At 69.2% G+C, this 14576-nt stretch carries 17 protein-coding genes and 1 pseudogene; 9 read left to right on the top strand and 9 right to left on the bottom strand.

What is annotated here, in order from left to right; genetic code table 11:
* Positions 1–18 precede the first annotated feature (18 nt).
* Positions 19–774 carry an SDR family oxidoreductase gene (locus tag LCL61_RS25200; protein WP_340682003.1) on the bottom strand — a complete coding sequence of 252 codons (756 nt, stop codon included), beginning with the start codon at positions 772–774 and terminating at the stop codon, positions 19–21.
* A 152-nt stretch (positions 775–926) separates the two neighbouring features.
* Between LCL61_RS25200 and LCL61_RS25195 the strand changes: the two genes are divergently transcribed.
* The gene (locus tag LCL61_RS25195) at positions 927–2147 is read left to right on the top strand and encodes a hypothetical protein (protein ID WP_340682002.1); all 1221 of its coding nucleotides are present in this window, start codon (positions 927–929) and stop codon (positions 2145–2147) included.
* A 50-nt stretch (positions 2148–2197) separates the two neighbouring features.
* Here the strand turns inward: LCL61_RS25195 and LCL61_RS25190 are convergent, their stop codons facing one another.
* Positions 2198–2800 (bottom strand): TetR/AcrR family transcriptional regulator, encoded by a 603-nt coding sequence (locus tag LCL61_RS25190; protein WP_340682001.1) that lies wholly within the window; start codon positions 2798–2800, stop codon positions 2198–2200.
* Positions 2801–2922: 122 nt separating this feature from the next.
* On the opposite strand from LCL61_RS25190, the gene LCL61_RS25185 reads away from it, so the two are divergent.
* The gene (locus LCL61_RS25185) at positions 2923–3882 is read left to right on the top strand and encodes a zinc-binding alcohol dehydrogenase family protein (RefSeq protein WP_340682000.1); all 960 of its coding nucleotides are present in this window, start codon (positions 2923–2925) and stop codon (positions 3880–3882) included.
* Positions 3883–3935: 53 nt separating this feature from the next.
* Positions 3936–4149 (top strand): annotated as a pseudogene (locus tag LCL61_RS25180) (hypothetical protein); the annotation flags it as partial.
* A gap of 9 nt (positions 4150–4158) precedes the next feature.
* Here LCL61_RS25180 and LCL61_RS25175 read toward each other — a convergent pair.
* A complete protein-coding gene (locus LCL61_RS25175; RefSeq protein ID WP_340681999.1) occupies positions 4159–4671 on the bottom strand; it encodes a CGNR zinc finger domain-containing protein in 513 nt (170 codons plus the stop codon).
* Positions 4672–4696: 25 nt separating this feature from the next.
* Between LCL61_RS25175 and LCL61_RS25170 the strand changes: the two genes are divergently transcribed.
* A complete protein-coding gene (locus LCL61_RS25170) occupies positions 4697–4885 on the top strand; it encodes a hypothetical protein (protein WP_340681998.1) in 189 nt (62 codons plus the stop codon).
* Here the strand turns inward: LCL61_RS25170 and LCL61_RS25165 are convergent.
* The 3 genes from LCL61_RS25165 to LCL61_RS25155 all read right to left on the bottom strand — a co-directional run bounded on the left by LCL61_RS25165 (position 4876) and on the right by LCL61_RS25155 (position 7641).
* The gene (locus tag LCL61_RS25165) at positions 4876–5790 is read right to left on the bottom strand and encodes a tyrosine-type recombinase/integrase (protein WP_340688676.1); all 915 of its coding nucleotides are present in this window, start codon (positions 5788–5790) and stop codon (positions 4876–4878) included. The two genes, LCL61_RS25170 and LCL61_RS25165, sit on opposite strands and share 10 nt — an antisense overlap.
* A gap of 559 nt (positions 5791–6349) precedes the next feature.
* Positions 6350–6775 (bottom strand): nucleoside deaminase, encoded by a 426-nt coding sequence (locus tag LCL61_RS25160; RefSeq protein ID WP_340681997.1) that lies wholly within the window; start codon positions 6773–6775, stop codon positions 6350–6352.
* Entirely contained in the window at positions 6772–7641 is an 870-nt protein-coding gene (locus LCL61_RS25155; RefSeq protein ID WP_340681996.1) for an LLM class flavin-dependent oxidoreductase, read from the bottom strand. Before LCL61_RS25155 ends, LCL61_RS25160 begins: the two co-directional genes overlap by 4 nt.
* Positions 7642–7734: 93 nt before the next feature.
* Here LCL61_RS25155 and LCL61_RS25150 point away from each other — a divergent pair, with 93 nt between their 5' ends.
* On the top strand, positions 7735–8181 hold the full coding sequence (locus LCL61_RS25150; RefSeq protein ID WP_007034427.1) for an Lrp/AsnC family transcriptional regulator: 447 nt from the start codon (positions 7735–7737) through the stop codon (positions 8179–8181).
* Positions 8182–8205: 24 nt separating this feature from the next.
* Here the strand turns inward: LCL61_RS25150 and LCL61_RS25145 are convergent, their stop codons facing one another.
* Both LCL61_RS25145 and rox read right to left on the bottom strand, forming a co-directional pair.
* Positions 8206–8595, bottom strand: a complete 390-nt coding sequence (locus LCL61_RS25145; RefSeq protein ID WP_340681995.1) for a VOC family protein — start codon at positions 8593–8595, stop codon at positions 8206–8208.
* Positions 8596–8665: 70 nt separating this feature from the next.
* Positions 8666–10093 (bottom strand): rifampin monooxygenase, encoded by a 1428-nt coding sequence (gene rox / locus LCL61_RS25140; RefSeq protein ID WP_340681994.1) that lies wholly within the window; start codon positions 10091–10093, stop codon positions 8666–8668.
* Positions 10094–10307: 214 nt separating this feature from the next.
* On the opposite strand from rox, the gene LCL61_RS25135 reads away from it, so the two are divergent.
* Positions 10308–10982 (top strand): TetR/AcrR family transcriptional regulator, encoded by a 675-nt coding sequence (locus tag LCL61_RS25135; protein ID WP_340681993.1) that lies wholly within the window; start codon positions 10308–10310, stop codon positions 10980–10982.
* On the top strand, positions 10979–12112 hold the full coding sequence (locus LCL61_RS25130; RefSeq protein WP_340681992.1) for an NAD(P)/FAD-dependent oxidoreductase: 1134 nt from the start codon (positions 10979–10981) through the stop codon (positions 12110–12112). The genes LCL61_RS25135 and LCL61_RS25130 overlap by 4 nt, the downstream gene beginning before the upstream one ends.
* On the opposite strand, the gene LCL61_RS25125 is transcribed toward LCL61_RS25130, so the two are convergent.
* Entirely contained in the window at positions 12103–12693 is a 591-nt protein-coding gene (locus LCL61_RS25125) for a CGNR zinc finger domain-containing protein (RefSeq protein ID WP_340681991.1), read from the bottom strand. The genes LCL61_RS25130 and LCL61_RS25125 overlap by 10 nt on opposite strands.
* A 97-nt stretch (positions 12694–12790) precedes the next feature.
* Here LCL61_RS25125 and LCL61_RS25120 point away from each other — a divergent pair, with 97 nt between their 5' ends.
* Together LCL61_RS25120 and LCL61_RS25115 are read left to right on the top strand one after the other, a co-directional pair.
* Positions 12791–13558, top strand: a complete 768-nt coding sequence (locus LCL61_RS25120) for an MBL fold metallo-hydrolase (protein ID WP_340681990.1) — start codon at positions 12791–12793, stop codon at positions 13556–13558.
* Positions 13559–13610: 52 nt separating this feature from the next.
* Positions 13611–14354: a dienelactone hydrolase family protein gene (locus tag LCL61_RS25115; RefSeq protein WP_340688675.1), complete on the top strand. Its 744-nt coding sequence runs from the start codon at positions 13611–13613 to the stop codon at positions 14352–14354.
* Positions 14355–14576: the final 222 nt, after the last annotated feature.

The raw sequence follows: 14576 nt of genomic DNA, 5'->3' as shown, positions 1-14576 counted from the left end.
TCTTGGCCAGCGTAAGGGTCAGCGGGTGGTGTAGCCGCCGTTGGGGAACATCGTCTGGCCGGTGAACCAGGCGCCGTCGGTGGCCAGGAACCTGATGATCGGCACGATGTCCTCGATCTTCGTGAGTCGTCCGCCCATCGCCTGGGATTTGTGGAATTCGACCCGCTCGGGGGTTTCCTGCGGATAGAAGAACGGGGTGTCCATCGGGCCGGGTGCGACGACGTTGACCGAGATGCCGCGGTCGGCGAACTCCTTGGCGGCGGCCCTGGTGAAGTGCTCCAGCGGGGCCTTGCCGCCGGCGTAGGTGGAGTAGCCGTCGGTGAAGGCCGCCAGCAGCGACGTGCCGAGGCTGATGATCTTGCCGTTGTCGGAGAGGCGTCGTCCGGCTTCCTGGATGAAGAAGTAGGCGGCTTTGGCGTTGACCGCGAACATGCGGTCGTAGTCCTCCTCGGTCGTTTCGAGGATCGGCTTGCGCAGGACCATGCCGGTGGTGTTGATCGCGATGTCGGGGCCGCCGAAGGTGTCGACGGCGGTGTCGAAGAGGCGGCGGACGTCGGCGACCGCGGTGAGGTCGCCTTGGACGGCGATGGCTTCGGAGCCCGCGCCGCGGACGGCTTCGACTGTCTTGTCGGCGTCGGCCGCGGAGGCGTCGCCGTGGTAGTGGACGACGATTTTGGCGCCGGCTTCGCCGAGGGTGGTGGAGAGGAGCCCGCCGAGGTTCTTCGCGCCGCCGGCGATGATCGCGACTGTGCCTTCGAGGTTCTGTTCGCTCATGACTTCGAACGTAGGAGCCGGGGGCGGTGGCTGGGAAACACAGGATCGAGGTGGGGTCACAAGCCGGGTTTGTGGCCTTCCCCACCTGCGCGGAGCCTGGGAATCTTCGGGATCGAACGGCGAGCTGACCCCGCATTGTGGACACTCTGAGCGTGCTCCGAGAAGTCGACGACCTTGATCAGCCCGCCGCTCCCGAGAGGGCGCCCCGGCAGGGGCGTCCGGCGCGTGTGTTCGAGAGAGCGCTCGACAGACTGGCGTGGTCGCCTTATCCGAGGGCGATCCTGTTGTATCTCGTGATCCGGACGGCGAGTGTCCAGCTGCTCGATTTGCTGGCCGCTCGGCGTGGTGCCACGTTGACCGATCGGCTCACGGCGTGGGACGGGCAGTGGTATCTGCGGTTGGCGGTGCACGGGTACGCGGATCTGCCGGGGACGCTGGACGCGGCGCGGCAACCGTATTCGGACGCGCCGATGGCGTTCTTCCCGTTGTATCCGAAGCTCGTCGGCGCGGTGATGTGGCTAGGGCCGGATGTGGTGACGGCGGCGTTGACGGTGTCGGTGCTGGCCGGTCTGGTGCTGGCGTGCGGGTTGATCCGGATCGGGCGGGCGGTTTCGCCGGAGCGGGGTGACCGGGCCGGGTTGTTGCTGGTGGCGTTGTGGGCCGGGGCGCCGATGGCGATCGTGTTCTCGATGGCTTACACGGAAGCGGTGTTCTGCGCTTTCGCGGTGTGGTCGCTGGTGGGTGTGCTGGAGCGGCGCTGGATGCTGGCGGGCCTGTGCGCTTTCGCGGCCGGGTTGTCGAGGTCGACGGCGGTGGTGCTGGTCGCGGTGGTCGTGGTGGTGGCGTTGGTCGCGGTCTTCCGGCGTACCGAGAAGCGTTGGTGGGCATTGGCGGGTGCGGTGGTGGCTCCGCTGGGGGTCGCCGGGTATCTGGGGTTCGTCGCGTATCGGACGGGCAGTTGGACCGGCTGGCAGGACATCGAGTTGCGGGGCTGGAACACCGAGTTCGACTTCGGTGCGGAGACCGCGGATTCGGTGCTGGCGCGGTTGACCGGGGACGAGTCGGTGTTCAGCACGCTGACGGTGTTGTTGCTGCTGGGTGCGGTGGTGCTGGTGCTGGTGGCGGCGTTCATCCGGGTTCCGTGGCCGTTGACGCTGTACGGGGCCGGGGTGCTGTTGCTGGCGATCGGTACGCGGGGGTTGCCGGACGCGAAGATCCGGTTCATCCTGCCCGCCTTCCCGGTGCTGGTGCCGATCGCGATCGGGTTGTCGAAACGGCGGACGGTCACGACGGTGGCGGCCGCGGTGGCGTGGGTGGTGCTGGGTGCGTGGTTCTCGGCGCACGCTTTGACGGCGTGGCGGTACGCGATCTAGCTGTATTGACCACAAGCGTTGTAGGCGTGGTCAGGGCGGCTGAGGAGGACTCAGCGTCCTGCTTGCGTGCTGTGGGTCGGCAGGTCGAGCAGGGGTAGCCACACCGTGTCGACGATCTCGACGATCGCCTCGTCCGGAACCGCGCCCATGGTCATCAGCATGTCGTGGCGCACCAGGTCGAAGGGCAGGTTCACGACGCGTTCGGGGCGCGGTACGTCCGTAAGCTCGCCGCGCTCGATGGCGCGGTCGACGAGCTTCGCGAAGGGGGGCGTCTGGTCTGCGGGGCGGAGGCGGCTGCGCAGGTCGTTGAAGTCGGTGCCGGTCTCGCGAAAGTAGTCCGCCAGCTGGATGCGCATGAGTATCATCGTGCGGGCCCGCTCGGCGTTGACCGTGCGCAGGAGTGCGAGGGCGTCCTGGCGCAGGCTGCCGGTGTCGGGGATGTCGAGTGGACGCCAGTGTCGGGTGAGTGTGGCGATGAGGAGGTCCTCGCGCTGCGGCCAGCGCCGGTAGAGCACCGGTTTGCTGGTTCCGGCGCGTGCTGCGATGGCCTCGTAGGTGAAGCCGTTGTAGCCCTGCTCAACGAGCACGTCCCAGGCGCCATCGGTGATCGCGTTCTCCAGGACGGCACCCCTGCGCCGTGTCCGTTCACTCACCACTGCCCTATGTCCATCCTGCCGTTTGGATCCGCTTGCGTATCTTAACTCGCGGTCGTACGCTCGAAGCAATAAGATACTGAACCGTTTCTAAGCGGTGTGACCACGTAAGGGAAACGCGCATGTCCATGATCGATGCCGCGCTTGTGGAGTCCTTCGACGAGCCGCCGCACTTCCGCTCCATCCCTGCCCCCGAGGCTGCCCCCGGTCAGGAGACGGTGGACGTCCTCGCCGTCGGCGTGCACCCCGCCACCCGCGGTATCGCCGCCGGCAAGCACTACACGAGTCCTGAGACATTGCCCGCCCTGGCGGGTGCAGACGCCGTCGTCCGCCGGGCGGACGGCAGCCTCGGCTACGTCATGGTCATGGGCGCCGGCACCCTGGCCGAGCGCATCGTCATCGAACCGGCCGCCGTCATCCCAGTCCCGGACGGAGCCGATCCCGCACTCCTGGTCGCCACCATGAACCCTGCCCTGTCCTCGTGGGGGGCGCTGCGCACTCGCGTCCCGTTCCAGGCCGGGCAGTCTGTCCTGGTGCACGGCGCGACCGGCAACGCCGGCTCGATGGCCGTCAAGGTCGCCAAGCACCTCGGCGCGGGGCGAGTGATCGCCGCCGGACGCAACCGCGCCCGCCTCGACGAACTCATGGACCAGGGCGCGGATGCCGTTGTTCAGCTCGTCCCCGACGAGGATGTCACCGCGGCCACGCTCGCCGAGGCCGCCGCGGAGGTCGACGTGGTCCTGGACTACGTGTGGGGGCCGCCCACCGAACTCGCCATGCGCGCCGTCCTCGGCGCCCGGACCCAGCACACCCGCCTGCTCGACTGGGTACAGATCGGCGGCATGGGCGGAGACGCGATCACCCTGTCCGGGCACGCCCTGCGCTCCAACGCCTTCCGCATCCTGGGCAGTGGCTTCGGCTCAGTGGACATGCAGGTCATGCAGCGGGAGTTCACCGAGCTCGTCGCCGCGATCGCCGCGGGCGGCATGGCCGTGCGCCCGCACCCGTTCCCGCTCGACCAGGTCGAGGCGGCCTGGGCTCACCAGGACGCACCCGGCGAGCGCACCGTCATCCTCCTGTGACACAGGCGCCGCCGGCGTGCTCCATCACCGCGACCACCAGGTCGCCGGGCAGCCTGCGCTGGATGGACCGGCCCGCCGGCCAGGTCATCCGCCGATACGAACGCGAGCGTCCCGGCGAAAATCGCATCACGGATCGCCAATGATCGGCAGGCCACGGCATCATCGCCGAACGCGTCTTCACAGACAACGGCTCCTGCCGCGGTCGAGCGTTTGAACCGCACCCTGCTCGACAAGTGGGCGTACGTGCGCCCGTGCTCCGGCAACGCCGGACTACATCTAGCCCGCTTGCCGGTTCCGGTGGTCGGCGACGTGGACCCTGGTCGCGCAACGGGTGGAGCAGAATCGGCGGCGGCCGTTGCGGGAGACGTCGACGTAGACCGTTTCGCAGCCTTCGCGTGAGCAGACGCCGAAGCGGTCCGGGGCGTCGCAGACGAGGTGTGCGAGTCCGCCCGCGGTGTAGGCCCGGACTCGGGACGCGGTGCCGGCGTGTGCGTCGACGTAGTGCAGGTGGGGTGCCTTGCCGTCGTGGGTGGAGATGTAGGGCTTGGACGCGGAATCGTGGAGCAGTGCGTTGACCAGGTCGACGCGGGTGGCGGGGTCGGCTTCGAAGACGTCGCGGAGTCTCTTGGTCCAGGCGATGATCTCGGTCGATTCGTGGTCCTTCACGGCGGCGACGGTCATGCGGTCGCGGAAGATCGTGGTCAGCGTCGCCGGGTCGGCGGCGTCGCCGAGGTTGACCAGGTCGGCGGCGATCTGCGCCGCCGCACCGCCGTAAGGGTTGAAGTGCATTGACTCATTACAGCACGATCGCGGCATGGAAGCGAACAAGTGCCCGCGGTGTGGGTGGCCGCTGGCCGAACTGCCTGGAAGCGCGACGAATTCCCAGCGGGTCTCCCAGGGGAGGCTTGAGTACGTCCGGTGCCTGTGCGGGAGCTGGCTCGCGCGTGTCGACGGTGTGGTGATCGGGGCGACGAAGTCCCAGCTGGGGCAGGCTCAGCTCTGACGGTGCCGTGCGTCGGCGAGCGCGTGCACGGGAGAGGTCTCCAGCTTGTGGCGATGCGCGTCGTAGCGGTCGCGAGTGGTGCGGATGTCGGCGTGTCCCAACAGGTCCTGGACCTTCTGGACCGGAACGTCATTGGCCAGCAGCAGGGTTCCCGTGGTGCGCCGCGCGGTGTGCGGGGAGATGGTGTTCGCTTCGGCGAGTCCGGCGGCGCGGGCCTGTGCCCGCAGAAGGAACCAGACATCCCGTTGCGCCAGTGGTTTCCCGCCGGATTTGGTGCTGTCGTAGCGGACGCCGGTACGCGCGGCGCGCAGTTCGAGGCAGCGGCGCAGCGGGTGCTGGGCGGCGGGGGCGAGCGGGACGAAGTCGCGGTGGCCGCCTTTGGCGGTGTAGCGCAGGATCGTGTGCCCGGAGTCGGTGTCGAGGTCCTGCACGGTGGCGGTGGTGAGGCCGGAGACGCGCAAGCCGGTGTAGCACAGGATCGCGACGACGGCGGCGTCGCGCCAGGACGGTTCCGTGTCGTTCGCGCGGGCGCGCTTCTCCATGTGGTTCAGCAGTTTCGCCGTCGACTCGCCGCCGAGCGCGGGCAGTGGCGGGGTCTTGCCGGTCTTGGGTCGGTTGACCGCGGAGATCGGGTTGCGGTCGGCGATGTCGTTGGACTGCAGGTATCGGTACCAGCTGGAGATGCCGGCGAGGGTACGCGCGACGGTGGAGTCCGCGGCGGGCCGGGGCAGGCCGTCCTTGCCGGTGACGGTGAGGGTGTTCTTCCAGGCGTCGACGTCGGCGCGGCGCGCCATGAGCGGGTCGCGCCCGGTGCGGGCACACCAGCCGAGCCAGGCGGAGAGGTCGGCGTAGTAGGCGCGGCGGGTGTGATCGGTCTTGTCGGTCTCGAGCCAAAGCGTGGTGATGTGCCGGATCGCGTACCGGTCGAGCGGGTCGGCCGGAGGAAGCGCGGGCAGCAGCGCGACGGCGGTTCCGGCGCGGTGGGCACGAGTCCGGCGGACATCGTGATCATCCTATGCGTTTGACCGTGAAGTCCCCCTTCACGACCCGCAAGTCCGTGAAGGCCTCCTTCCCTGCTTTCGGGGTCAGGGTTCCGGCAAAGTCGTGTTCACGCTGCCCAAGTGAGTGGCGGAGGGCCTGACACTTCTCGACTGTCCACAGGGGAGGCTTTCGGGGTGACCGTGCCCGATTCGGGCGTTTTGCGAAGTGGTCGTGAGTGATAAGGAGGGTTAGAACCGTCCTTACCACTCACGACCCCCATCAAAACCGTACAGATAAGCATCAAACGGACATTCATATGCCCCTCTGGTGTCCTCTGTGGACATCGTCCGTTCAGAGCCTCTGTCATCGGCCCGTTCGGGAGGCCCACCTCGAATCACCAAGAACGGCACCGGCCAGCGTTTAGGCGACTTCGCCGGGACCCCGACTCTCAAGGTAGGGAAGGAGGCCTTCACGGACCGGGGCTCAGGTGTAGTAGCCCTCGACGGGGACGCGGGCCTCGTCGTACAGCGCAGGTCCCTCCAGCCGAACAGGCGGTGCGGTGACGGGCGGCTTGAGCGCGGTGACCTGTTCGCCGGAGAGGGCGAACACGACCCTGCCCAGGCCGGAGCGTTCGATGGCGCCCTGGCACATCCCGCATGGCTGGCAGCTGGTGTACATGGTGGTCTTCGCGGCGACGGCGGGTTCGAGTTCGCGGGCGGCCCACACGGCGAGTTTCAGTTCCGGGTGCAGGCTGATGTCTGATTGCGACACCGTGGTGTTGTGGTCTTCGGCCAGCACCGTGCCGTCGGCGCCGACGAGCAGCGAGCCGAAGGGCGGGTCGCCGTCCTTGCGGGATTTCGCGGCCAGCTCGATGGCGCGGCGGAGGAACTTCTCGTCTTCTTCGGTCATCGTCGGTCCTGTTCGGTTCGGTAGCGGCCCAGTTCCCAGTGTGCGGCCACGGTCGCCAGTGCCTGCCAGGCGGCTTCCGGGCGGAGAGTCTCGTCGGGGTCGCCGGAGAACGGGTCGAGTACGACCGTCTCGGCGCCGAGGTGCTGGAGGCGGTCGAGGTCGTCGACGATCTGCTCGATCGTGCCTTCCCCGGCGGGGCGATCGGGTCCGATGACCGGGTGTTCGGTGACGTTCAGCAGGATCCGCGGGGCGAACGCGGGGACCGGCCGATCGTGGGCGTCGGCGATGGTCTTGACCCTGGTGAGCGCTTCGGTGAGCCAGGGGAGAGTGGCCCGCAGCGGGTGCCAGGCGTCCCCGACCCGGACGGCGCGGCGGATCCCGGCGTCGCTGTTGCCGCCGACCCAGATCGGGATGTCGCCGGCGCGGTAGTCGGCGTCGTCGGCCCACGCCTTCCGGACGGCGTCGAGGTGGCCGTCGGTCAGCCGTCCCCGGTGCTCGAACGGGACGTCGAGTGCCGCGAACTCCTGACGGGCCCAGCCTGACGCGACGCCGAGCACGAGCCGCCCGCCGCTGAGCTGGTTCAGGTTCGCGGCCATACGGGCGATGAGCAGTGGATGCCGGTACGGGACGATGAGCACGGTGGTGCCCAGCCGGATCCGGTCCGTCACGCCGGCGAGCCACGACAGCGTCGTGAACGGTTCGTAGAACGGCGCCGGGTACTGCTCGGCGACGTCGGGGGTGATGACGACGTGGTCGGACACCATGAGCAGGTCGTAGCCGAGGCCTTCGACCGTGGTGGCCCAGCCGCGGAGGATCCCGGGGTCGGTCCCCGGTCCGAAATTCGGGACGTTGACACCTATTCGCACAGGTCAAGGCTATCGGCAGGGCCCGAATCCCGGGAAGGGATCTTTCCCTGCGTATGGCCGTTCCCGCCGTGGATCTGCCGGTATTCTCCCCGGATGGCCGAGACTCTCGACGCGACGGACTGGGCGATCCTGGTCGAGCTCCAGAAGGACGGGCGCCTGCCGCTCACCGAGCTGGGGAAGCGGGTCAGCTTGAGCGCGTCGGCGACGACGGAACGGGTCAAGCGGCTGGAGTCGGCCGGGGTGATCACCGGCTATCGCGCCGAGGTCGATCTGGAGAAGGCCGGGTACGTGGTGCTCGCGGTGGTGCGGTTGAAGTACCCGGGCAGCAAGCACGCACCCTTGCACAAGCTCCTGGCCGAGCGGACCGAAATCCTCGAATGCCTCCGCACGACCGGTGACGACTGCTATTCGCTGAAGATCGCGGCCCCGTCGATGGGGCGGCTGGAGGAGATCGTCAACGAGCTCGCGCTCTTCGGCAGCACGAACACCAACATCGTCTACAACCAGACGTTGCCGTACCGGGGGCCGCAGGGCCCGTGACCACGCGGTCACGGGCCACGGGGATCAGCTTTGGCCCGCGTTCTCCCAGAGCCCCATGGTGTTGCCTTCCGGGTCCTTGAAGTAGGCGGCGAAACCCATGTCGCCGACCGCGGTCCGGCCGACGAGGGTCGCGCCGCCCTGTTTCTCGATGACCGCGAGCGTGTCGTCGATGCTGTCGACGTCGAGCACGATCACCGGTCCCGACGCGGGGCTGAGTTCCTTGGCCAGCATCCCGCCGTTGATGAACCCCGGCTCCGCGGGCATGCCGGTCTCGGCGGTCGGCCCCGAGGCGACCATCGTGTAGTCCATCCCCGGCATCGTGTCGGCCTTCCAGCCGAAGACCTCCCGGTAGAAGCCGCGTGCGCGCTCGCCGTCCTCGAACGGAATCTCGAAGTGCACCACCCGTCCGGCCATTGGTCATCAACTCCTGTCGTGGCAGCGGATTCGGAACACCCTCAGCCAATAGCCGCCGTCCCCGGGCGCGCTAGAGGACTTCGCCCTCTCCGAACCACCGGCGCAAGGCACCGACGAGCTCGTGCCGGTCTTCGCCCGCCCACGCCACGTGACCGTCCGGCCGCAGCAGCACGGCCGGTACGTCCAGTTCCTCGCTGCCGTCGACGACGTGATCGACCCGGTCCGACCAGTCCCGGACCGACAGCGCGCCGGTCTGGTCGAGAAGCAGACCCCGGCCGCCGCGGGTCAGCCCGTAGAGATGTCCCTGCCCGAGTTCCAGGTCCCGCATCCGGTGGCCGAGAAGTTCGTGCCCTTCACCGAAGTCGTAGCGGATCGCGGTCGCGGTGATCTTCTCGGTCAGGAACCGGCTCACGTCCTCGAAGTCCATCAGCTCCGCCAGCAGCCGCCGGACCGCCTGGGACCCCGGGTCGAGCGACATCAGCTGCATCTGCGCGCGGGTGTTGTCCAGCACCGCGGCGGCCACCGGATGCCGTTCGGTGTGGTAGGTGTCCAGCAGATCGTCCGGCGCCCAGCCGTTGACCGCGGCGGCCAGTTTCCAGCCGAGGTTGAAGGCGTCCTGGACGCCGAGGTTGAGCCCCTGCCCGCCGACCGGCGGATGGATATGCGCCGCGTCGCCGGCCAGGAACACGCGTCCGGCCCGGTAACGCTCGGCCAGGCGGGTGGCGTCGCCGAAGCGGGAGAGCCAGCGCGGCGAGTGCACGCCGAAATCGCTGCCGGCGACGGCTTTGAGCTGTCGTTTGACCTCGTCGAGGGTCGGCGGGATCCGCGGGTCCTCGGCCAGGCCCTCGGCGGGCACGCCGACCCGGTACACCCCGGCGCCGAGGGGGGAGAGGCCGAACCTCAGCTGGGTCTTGCGGACCTCCGTCATCACGGCGAGCACCGTTTCCCAGTCCTCGGTCAGTTCCATCTCGCCCAGCAGGGTCTCGGCGGTGGCGGGTTCCCCGGGGAAACCGATCCCGAGGAGCTTGCGCACCGTGCTGCGCCCGCCGTCGCAGCCGACGAGGTACCGCGAGCGCAACTTCGTGCCGTCGGCCAGTTCGACGTCCACCCCGTCCTCGTCCTGGCTCAGGCCGGCCAGTTCGCGGCCACGGCGGATCTCGACGCCCGCTTCGGCGGCGTGCTCGGTCAGCAGCCGGTCGGTGACGGTCTGCGGGATGCCAAGGATGTAGGCGTGCGCGCTGTCCAGTGGCGGCGCCGGTTTGACGATCCCGGCGAACGAGCCGCCGACCGGGTACTTCGTTCCGTTCTCGAGGAATCGCTCCAGCAGACCACGCTGGTCCATCACCTCGATGCTGCGCGCGTGCAGGCCCATGGAGCGGACGACCTTGGTCTGCTCCAGGTCCTTCTCCACGACGACCACGCGGACGCCGTGCAGCCGCAGTTCGGCGCCCAGCATCATGCCGGTCGGTCCGCCGCCGGCGATGATCACGTCGATCAAGAGTCCCCCCGTTTGTCGAGCTCGTGCCGCTACGGCGGGGGATTCTGCGGCATGCCCGGGGTCTTGCCGCAAGCCCCCGGGTGCGCTATATGTTGGAAGTGGCAGGGAGAGTCGATCTCTCTGCCGTTGTCATTTCACCCCCGTTTTACGAAGCAAGCCAGACACGACACATGCCGAACATGTTCGGGACGAACATGTTCGGTATGGTGGCCGTATGGCACCCGAGAAGAGCCGCCGGGAACGACCGGCCAAACCCGCGCTGACCCGTGACGGCATCGTCGCCGCGGCGGTCGCGATCCTGCGCGAGGAGGGCCTCCGGAAGGTCACGATGCGCCGTCTGGCGCAGGAACTCGACACCGGCGCGGCCTCGCTCTACGTCTACGTCCGCAACACCGCCGAGCTGCACGCCGCAATCCTGGACGAACTCCTCGGCACGATCCCCTCGCCGCCGGACGACGGTGACTGGCGTGATCGGCTCGAACGGCTGCTCACGGGTTACACCGCGACGCTGCTCGAATACCCGGGGCTTGCCCTGTCCGCGCTGGTGGCCCGCCCGAGCGGCGAGAACTATCTCGCGCTGTGCGAAAACCTGCTCGCCCTCCTCGCCGAGGGCGACGTGGCGCCCGAACGGCGCGCGTGGGGGATCGACATCCTCCTTCAGCACGCGACGGCGACCGCGGCCGAGCATGCCGACGAGGAGTCACCGGAGGAGTGGGACGCGCTGGCCCGCGCCGTGCGGGACGCCGACGAGACGACCCACCCCCAGATCGCCGCCCACGCGGCCGACCTGCTCACCGGAGCACCCGAGCAGCGGATGTCGTGGGGACTGCGGGTGCTGATCACCGGAATCACCCATACCGGCCTCCCCGCCGAAAGGAACCAGGCATGACCACACACCACCCCATCGCGATCATCGGCGCCGGTCTCGGCGGGCTCACCCTGGCCCGGGTCCTGCGCGTCAACGGCATCGAGGCAGCGGTCTTCGACCTGGACGCCTCGCCGTCCGCGCGCACGCAGGGCGGAATGCTCGACATCCACGTCGACTCCGGGCAGGCCGCACTGCGGGCCGCGGGCCTCCACGACGAATTCCGGGCGATCGTGCATCCCGGCGGCGAAGCCCTGCGCATCCTCGACCGGCACGCGGTCGTGCATCACGAGGAGGCCGACGAAGGTGACGGCGGACGCCCGGAAGTGGCCAGGGGCGATCTGCGTGATCTGCTGCTCGGCTCCCTGCCCGACGGCACCGTGCGCTGGGGCGCCAAGGTCACCGGCGCCCACCCGCTCGGCGGCGGCAGGCACGAAGTCGTCCTGGCCGACGGCATGAAGTTCACCACGGACCTGCTCATCGGTGCCGACGGCGCGTGGTCCAAAGTCCGGCCTCTGGTGTCCGCCGCCGCGCCGGCCTACGAGGGCCTCTCCTTCGTCGAAGTGCACCTGAACGACGCCGAAACCCGCCATCCCGCGAGCGCGGCCCTCGTCGGCGGCGGCATGTTCTTCGCGCTCGGTGCGGGCAAAGGGTTTCTGGCGCATCACGACACCGCCGGCAGCCTCCACGTCTACGTCGCGCTGAAGACCGCCGAAAACTGGATCTCCACCGTCGACTTCAGTGACACCGCCGCCGCGAAGGCGGCCGTCCTTGCCCACTTCGACGGGTGGGACGCGGGACTACAGGCGCTGATCACCGACGGCGACGGCGAGCTGATCCCGCGGCCGATCCACGCGCTGCCGGTCGGCCACCGCTGGGACCGGGTCCCCGGTGTCACCCTGCTCGGGGACGCCGCTCACCTGATGTCACCGTTCGCCGGAGAGGGCGCCAACCTCGCGATGCTCGACGGCGCGGAACTCGGCCTCGCGCTCGCCGCGAATCCCGGCGACGCCGAAGCCGCCCTCGACACGTACGAGGCGGCACTGTTCCCGCGCAGTGAGGCGTCGGCGGCCGAGTCCGCCGCGAGTCTCGTTCTCTGCTTCGCCGAAGACTCCCCGAAGCCTTTGCTGGACCAGTTCGCGTCCTACCGCTGACCGGCCGGCTGCGAGCGCCTGGCATAGGCGCGGGCGGCACGAGCCCGGTCACCGCAACGCACGGAACACCACTGGCGCCGCCCGTTGCGCAGGAAGAACCGCGTGCACGGCGGCGACCCGCAGGCGGCGATCCGCTCCGCGTCCGGCCCGGTCAGCAAGTCCGCGGCGTTGGCGGCGAGCGTCGCCAACGCGTGCTCGACGATCTGGGTGATCGGATGCGACGCGGTGCGGTACAGCCCGCGGGCCGGGTCCCAGCGCAGGAGTTCCGCGGTGGGCGCCTTGCTCAGCGCTTCGTTGACGGCGTTGAGAGCGCTCTGCGGCGCCGGATCCGAGCACGACCTCGACGCGAGCAGCACCCGCACCTGCTCGCGCAACGACCGGACCAGTCCCGCGCACATCTCCTGCAGACCGGCGTCGACCGGGGCGAGCCCCCGTTCGGCGAGCCACTTCGTCGCGGCGGCCGGAGTGCCGAGCAGATCGGTGAACTGGCCGCCGGGCAACGCGATCGTGGTGTTGGCGAGCGCCAGCGCGACGTACTGCTCGGCGCCCGGGGCCGGGGGAAGGGCAGCGGTGTCGTCCACGGTCTCATCGTAGATCCTCACGGAAGTTGTTGCACTATTCCGTGAGAACTGGCTAGGGTTCTCACGGAAGAAGAAATATCTATCCGTGAGGTGAACGATGCACCAGCTCGGCGAACAGCTCTCAGTCCAGGTCACCGGCGGCCCGACCGCCCTGATCGACTACGGCGGCCTGCGGTTCCTGACCGACCCGACCTTCGATGAGCCCGGCCACTACGGGCGTCCCGACGGGAAACCCGGCCTCACCAAGACCGCGCCGGCATCGGTGACCCCCGCGGACCTCGGCCGCATCGACGCAGTCCTGCTCTCCCACGACGAGCACCCCGACAACCTCGACCACTCCGGGCGGAAGCTACTGACGGACGTCCCCTTGACGCTCACCACGCCCAGCGGCGCGGGCAGGCTGGGCGGCACCGCGAAAGGGCTGGAGAACTGGGAGACGGTCGAGCTCGACCGGCCCGGCGGGGGAGTCGTGACCGTGACCGCCTCGCCCGCGCTCCACGGGCCGGAAGGCTCGGAGAAGGTCACCGGCGACGTCGTCGGTTTCGTACTCACCGGCCAGGGCCTGCCGACGGTCTACGTCAGCGGCGACAACGCCTCACTCGACGTCGTCCGGCAGGTCGCCGACCGGTTCGGCCCAGTCGACACCGCCGTGCTCTTCGCCGGGGCTCCGCGGCTGAAGCCGGTCTTCGACGGCGCCCTGCTCGTTCTCGACAGCGCGCTGGCCGCGGAGGCGACCCGGATTCTCGGCGCCCGCACGGTCGTCCCCGTGCACATCGACAGCTGGGGCCACTTCACCGAAGGCCGCGACGACCTGGTCGCCGCGTTCACCGAGGCCGGGCTGGCCGATCGGCTGCGACTGGGCTGAGCTTGATCGTCTACGTTCGGAGGCACACCGACGAGACAGAGGGAGCATCGCCATTCCCGCCACCACGCTGAGCATTCCCACCGCGGACGGCCAGTCCGACGCCTTCGCCGCCTTCCCCTGCGACGGCGGAACGCATCCGGGTGTCCTCCTGTACCCGGACGCGTTCGGGCCACGCCCCGTCCTGTGGGACATGGCCCGCGAACTGGCCGGACACGGCTACTACGTACTCGTCCCGAACGTCTTCCACCGGCACCGCCCCGCACCTGTGTTCGACCTGCCCGAGCACATCACCACCCAAAACCGTCCCGCGCTCTTCAGCCAGATCATGCCGCTCATCGAAGCGCACACCACCGAACGCGCACTGAGCGACGCCGCCGCGTACCTCGACTTCCTCGCCTCCCGGCGCGAGGTCCGCGGCGGACCGGTCGCCACGATCGGCTACTGCATGGGCGCCGTCCTCGCGATGCGCACCGCGACGGCCCACCCCGATCGCGTCGCCGCCGTCGCCGGGTTCCATCCCGGTGCCCTGGTCACCGACCGGCCCGACAGCCCGCACCGGCAGATCCCGGGCCTCACCGCGAAAGTCCACCTCGGACTCGCCGAGAACGACATGACACCCGAGGCGATCATCGAGATCAGCCAGGCGTTCGACGCCGCCGGCGTCGGCTACAGCTGTGAGATCTACCCCGGCACCGTCCACGGCTTCACCATGTCCGACACCGAAGCCTTCGACGAGACCGGATCGCGGCGCCACTGGGAACGACTGGTCGCCCTCCTCGGCAGCACGCTGGGATGACCTGGCCCGAGAAGGACACCCGCCGGGTCTCGCTCCGGAACGGCCAGTCGTTCCTCTGGCACCTCGATGCCGGCTGGGAAACGACAACGCGCGTGATCCGCGTCAAGGAAGACGGCACCGGCGGACAGGTTCTCGTTCTCGACCCCTACCACCACGCCTTCCTGCCTACGCAGACGCAGGTCCGCCGCGCCATTCGTGACGCCTTTCGCGCCGGCTGGCAGC

This window comes from Amycolatopsis coloradensis (assembly GCF_037997115.1).
Classification (GTDB): domain Bacteria; phylum Actinomycetota; class Actinomycetes; order Mycobacteriales; family Pseudonocardiaceae; genus Amycolatopsis; species Amycolatopsis coloradensis_A.
Note: the sequence above shows the minus strand (reverse complement) of the source record. Positions and strands in the feature narration are given on the sequence as shown.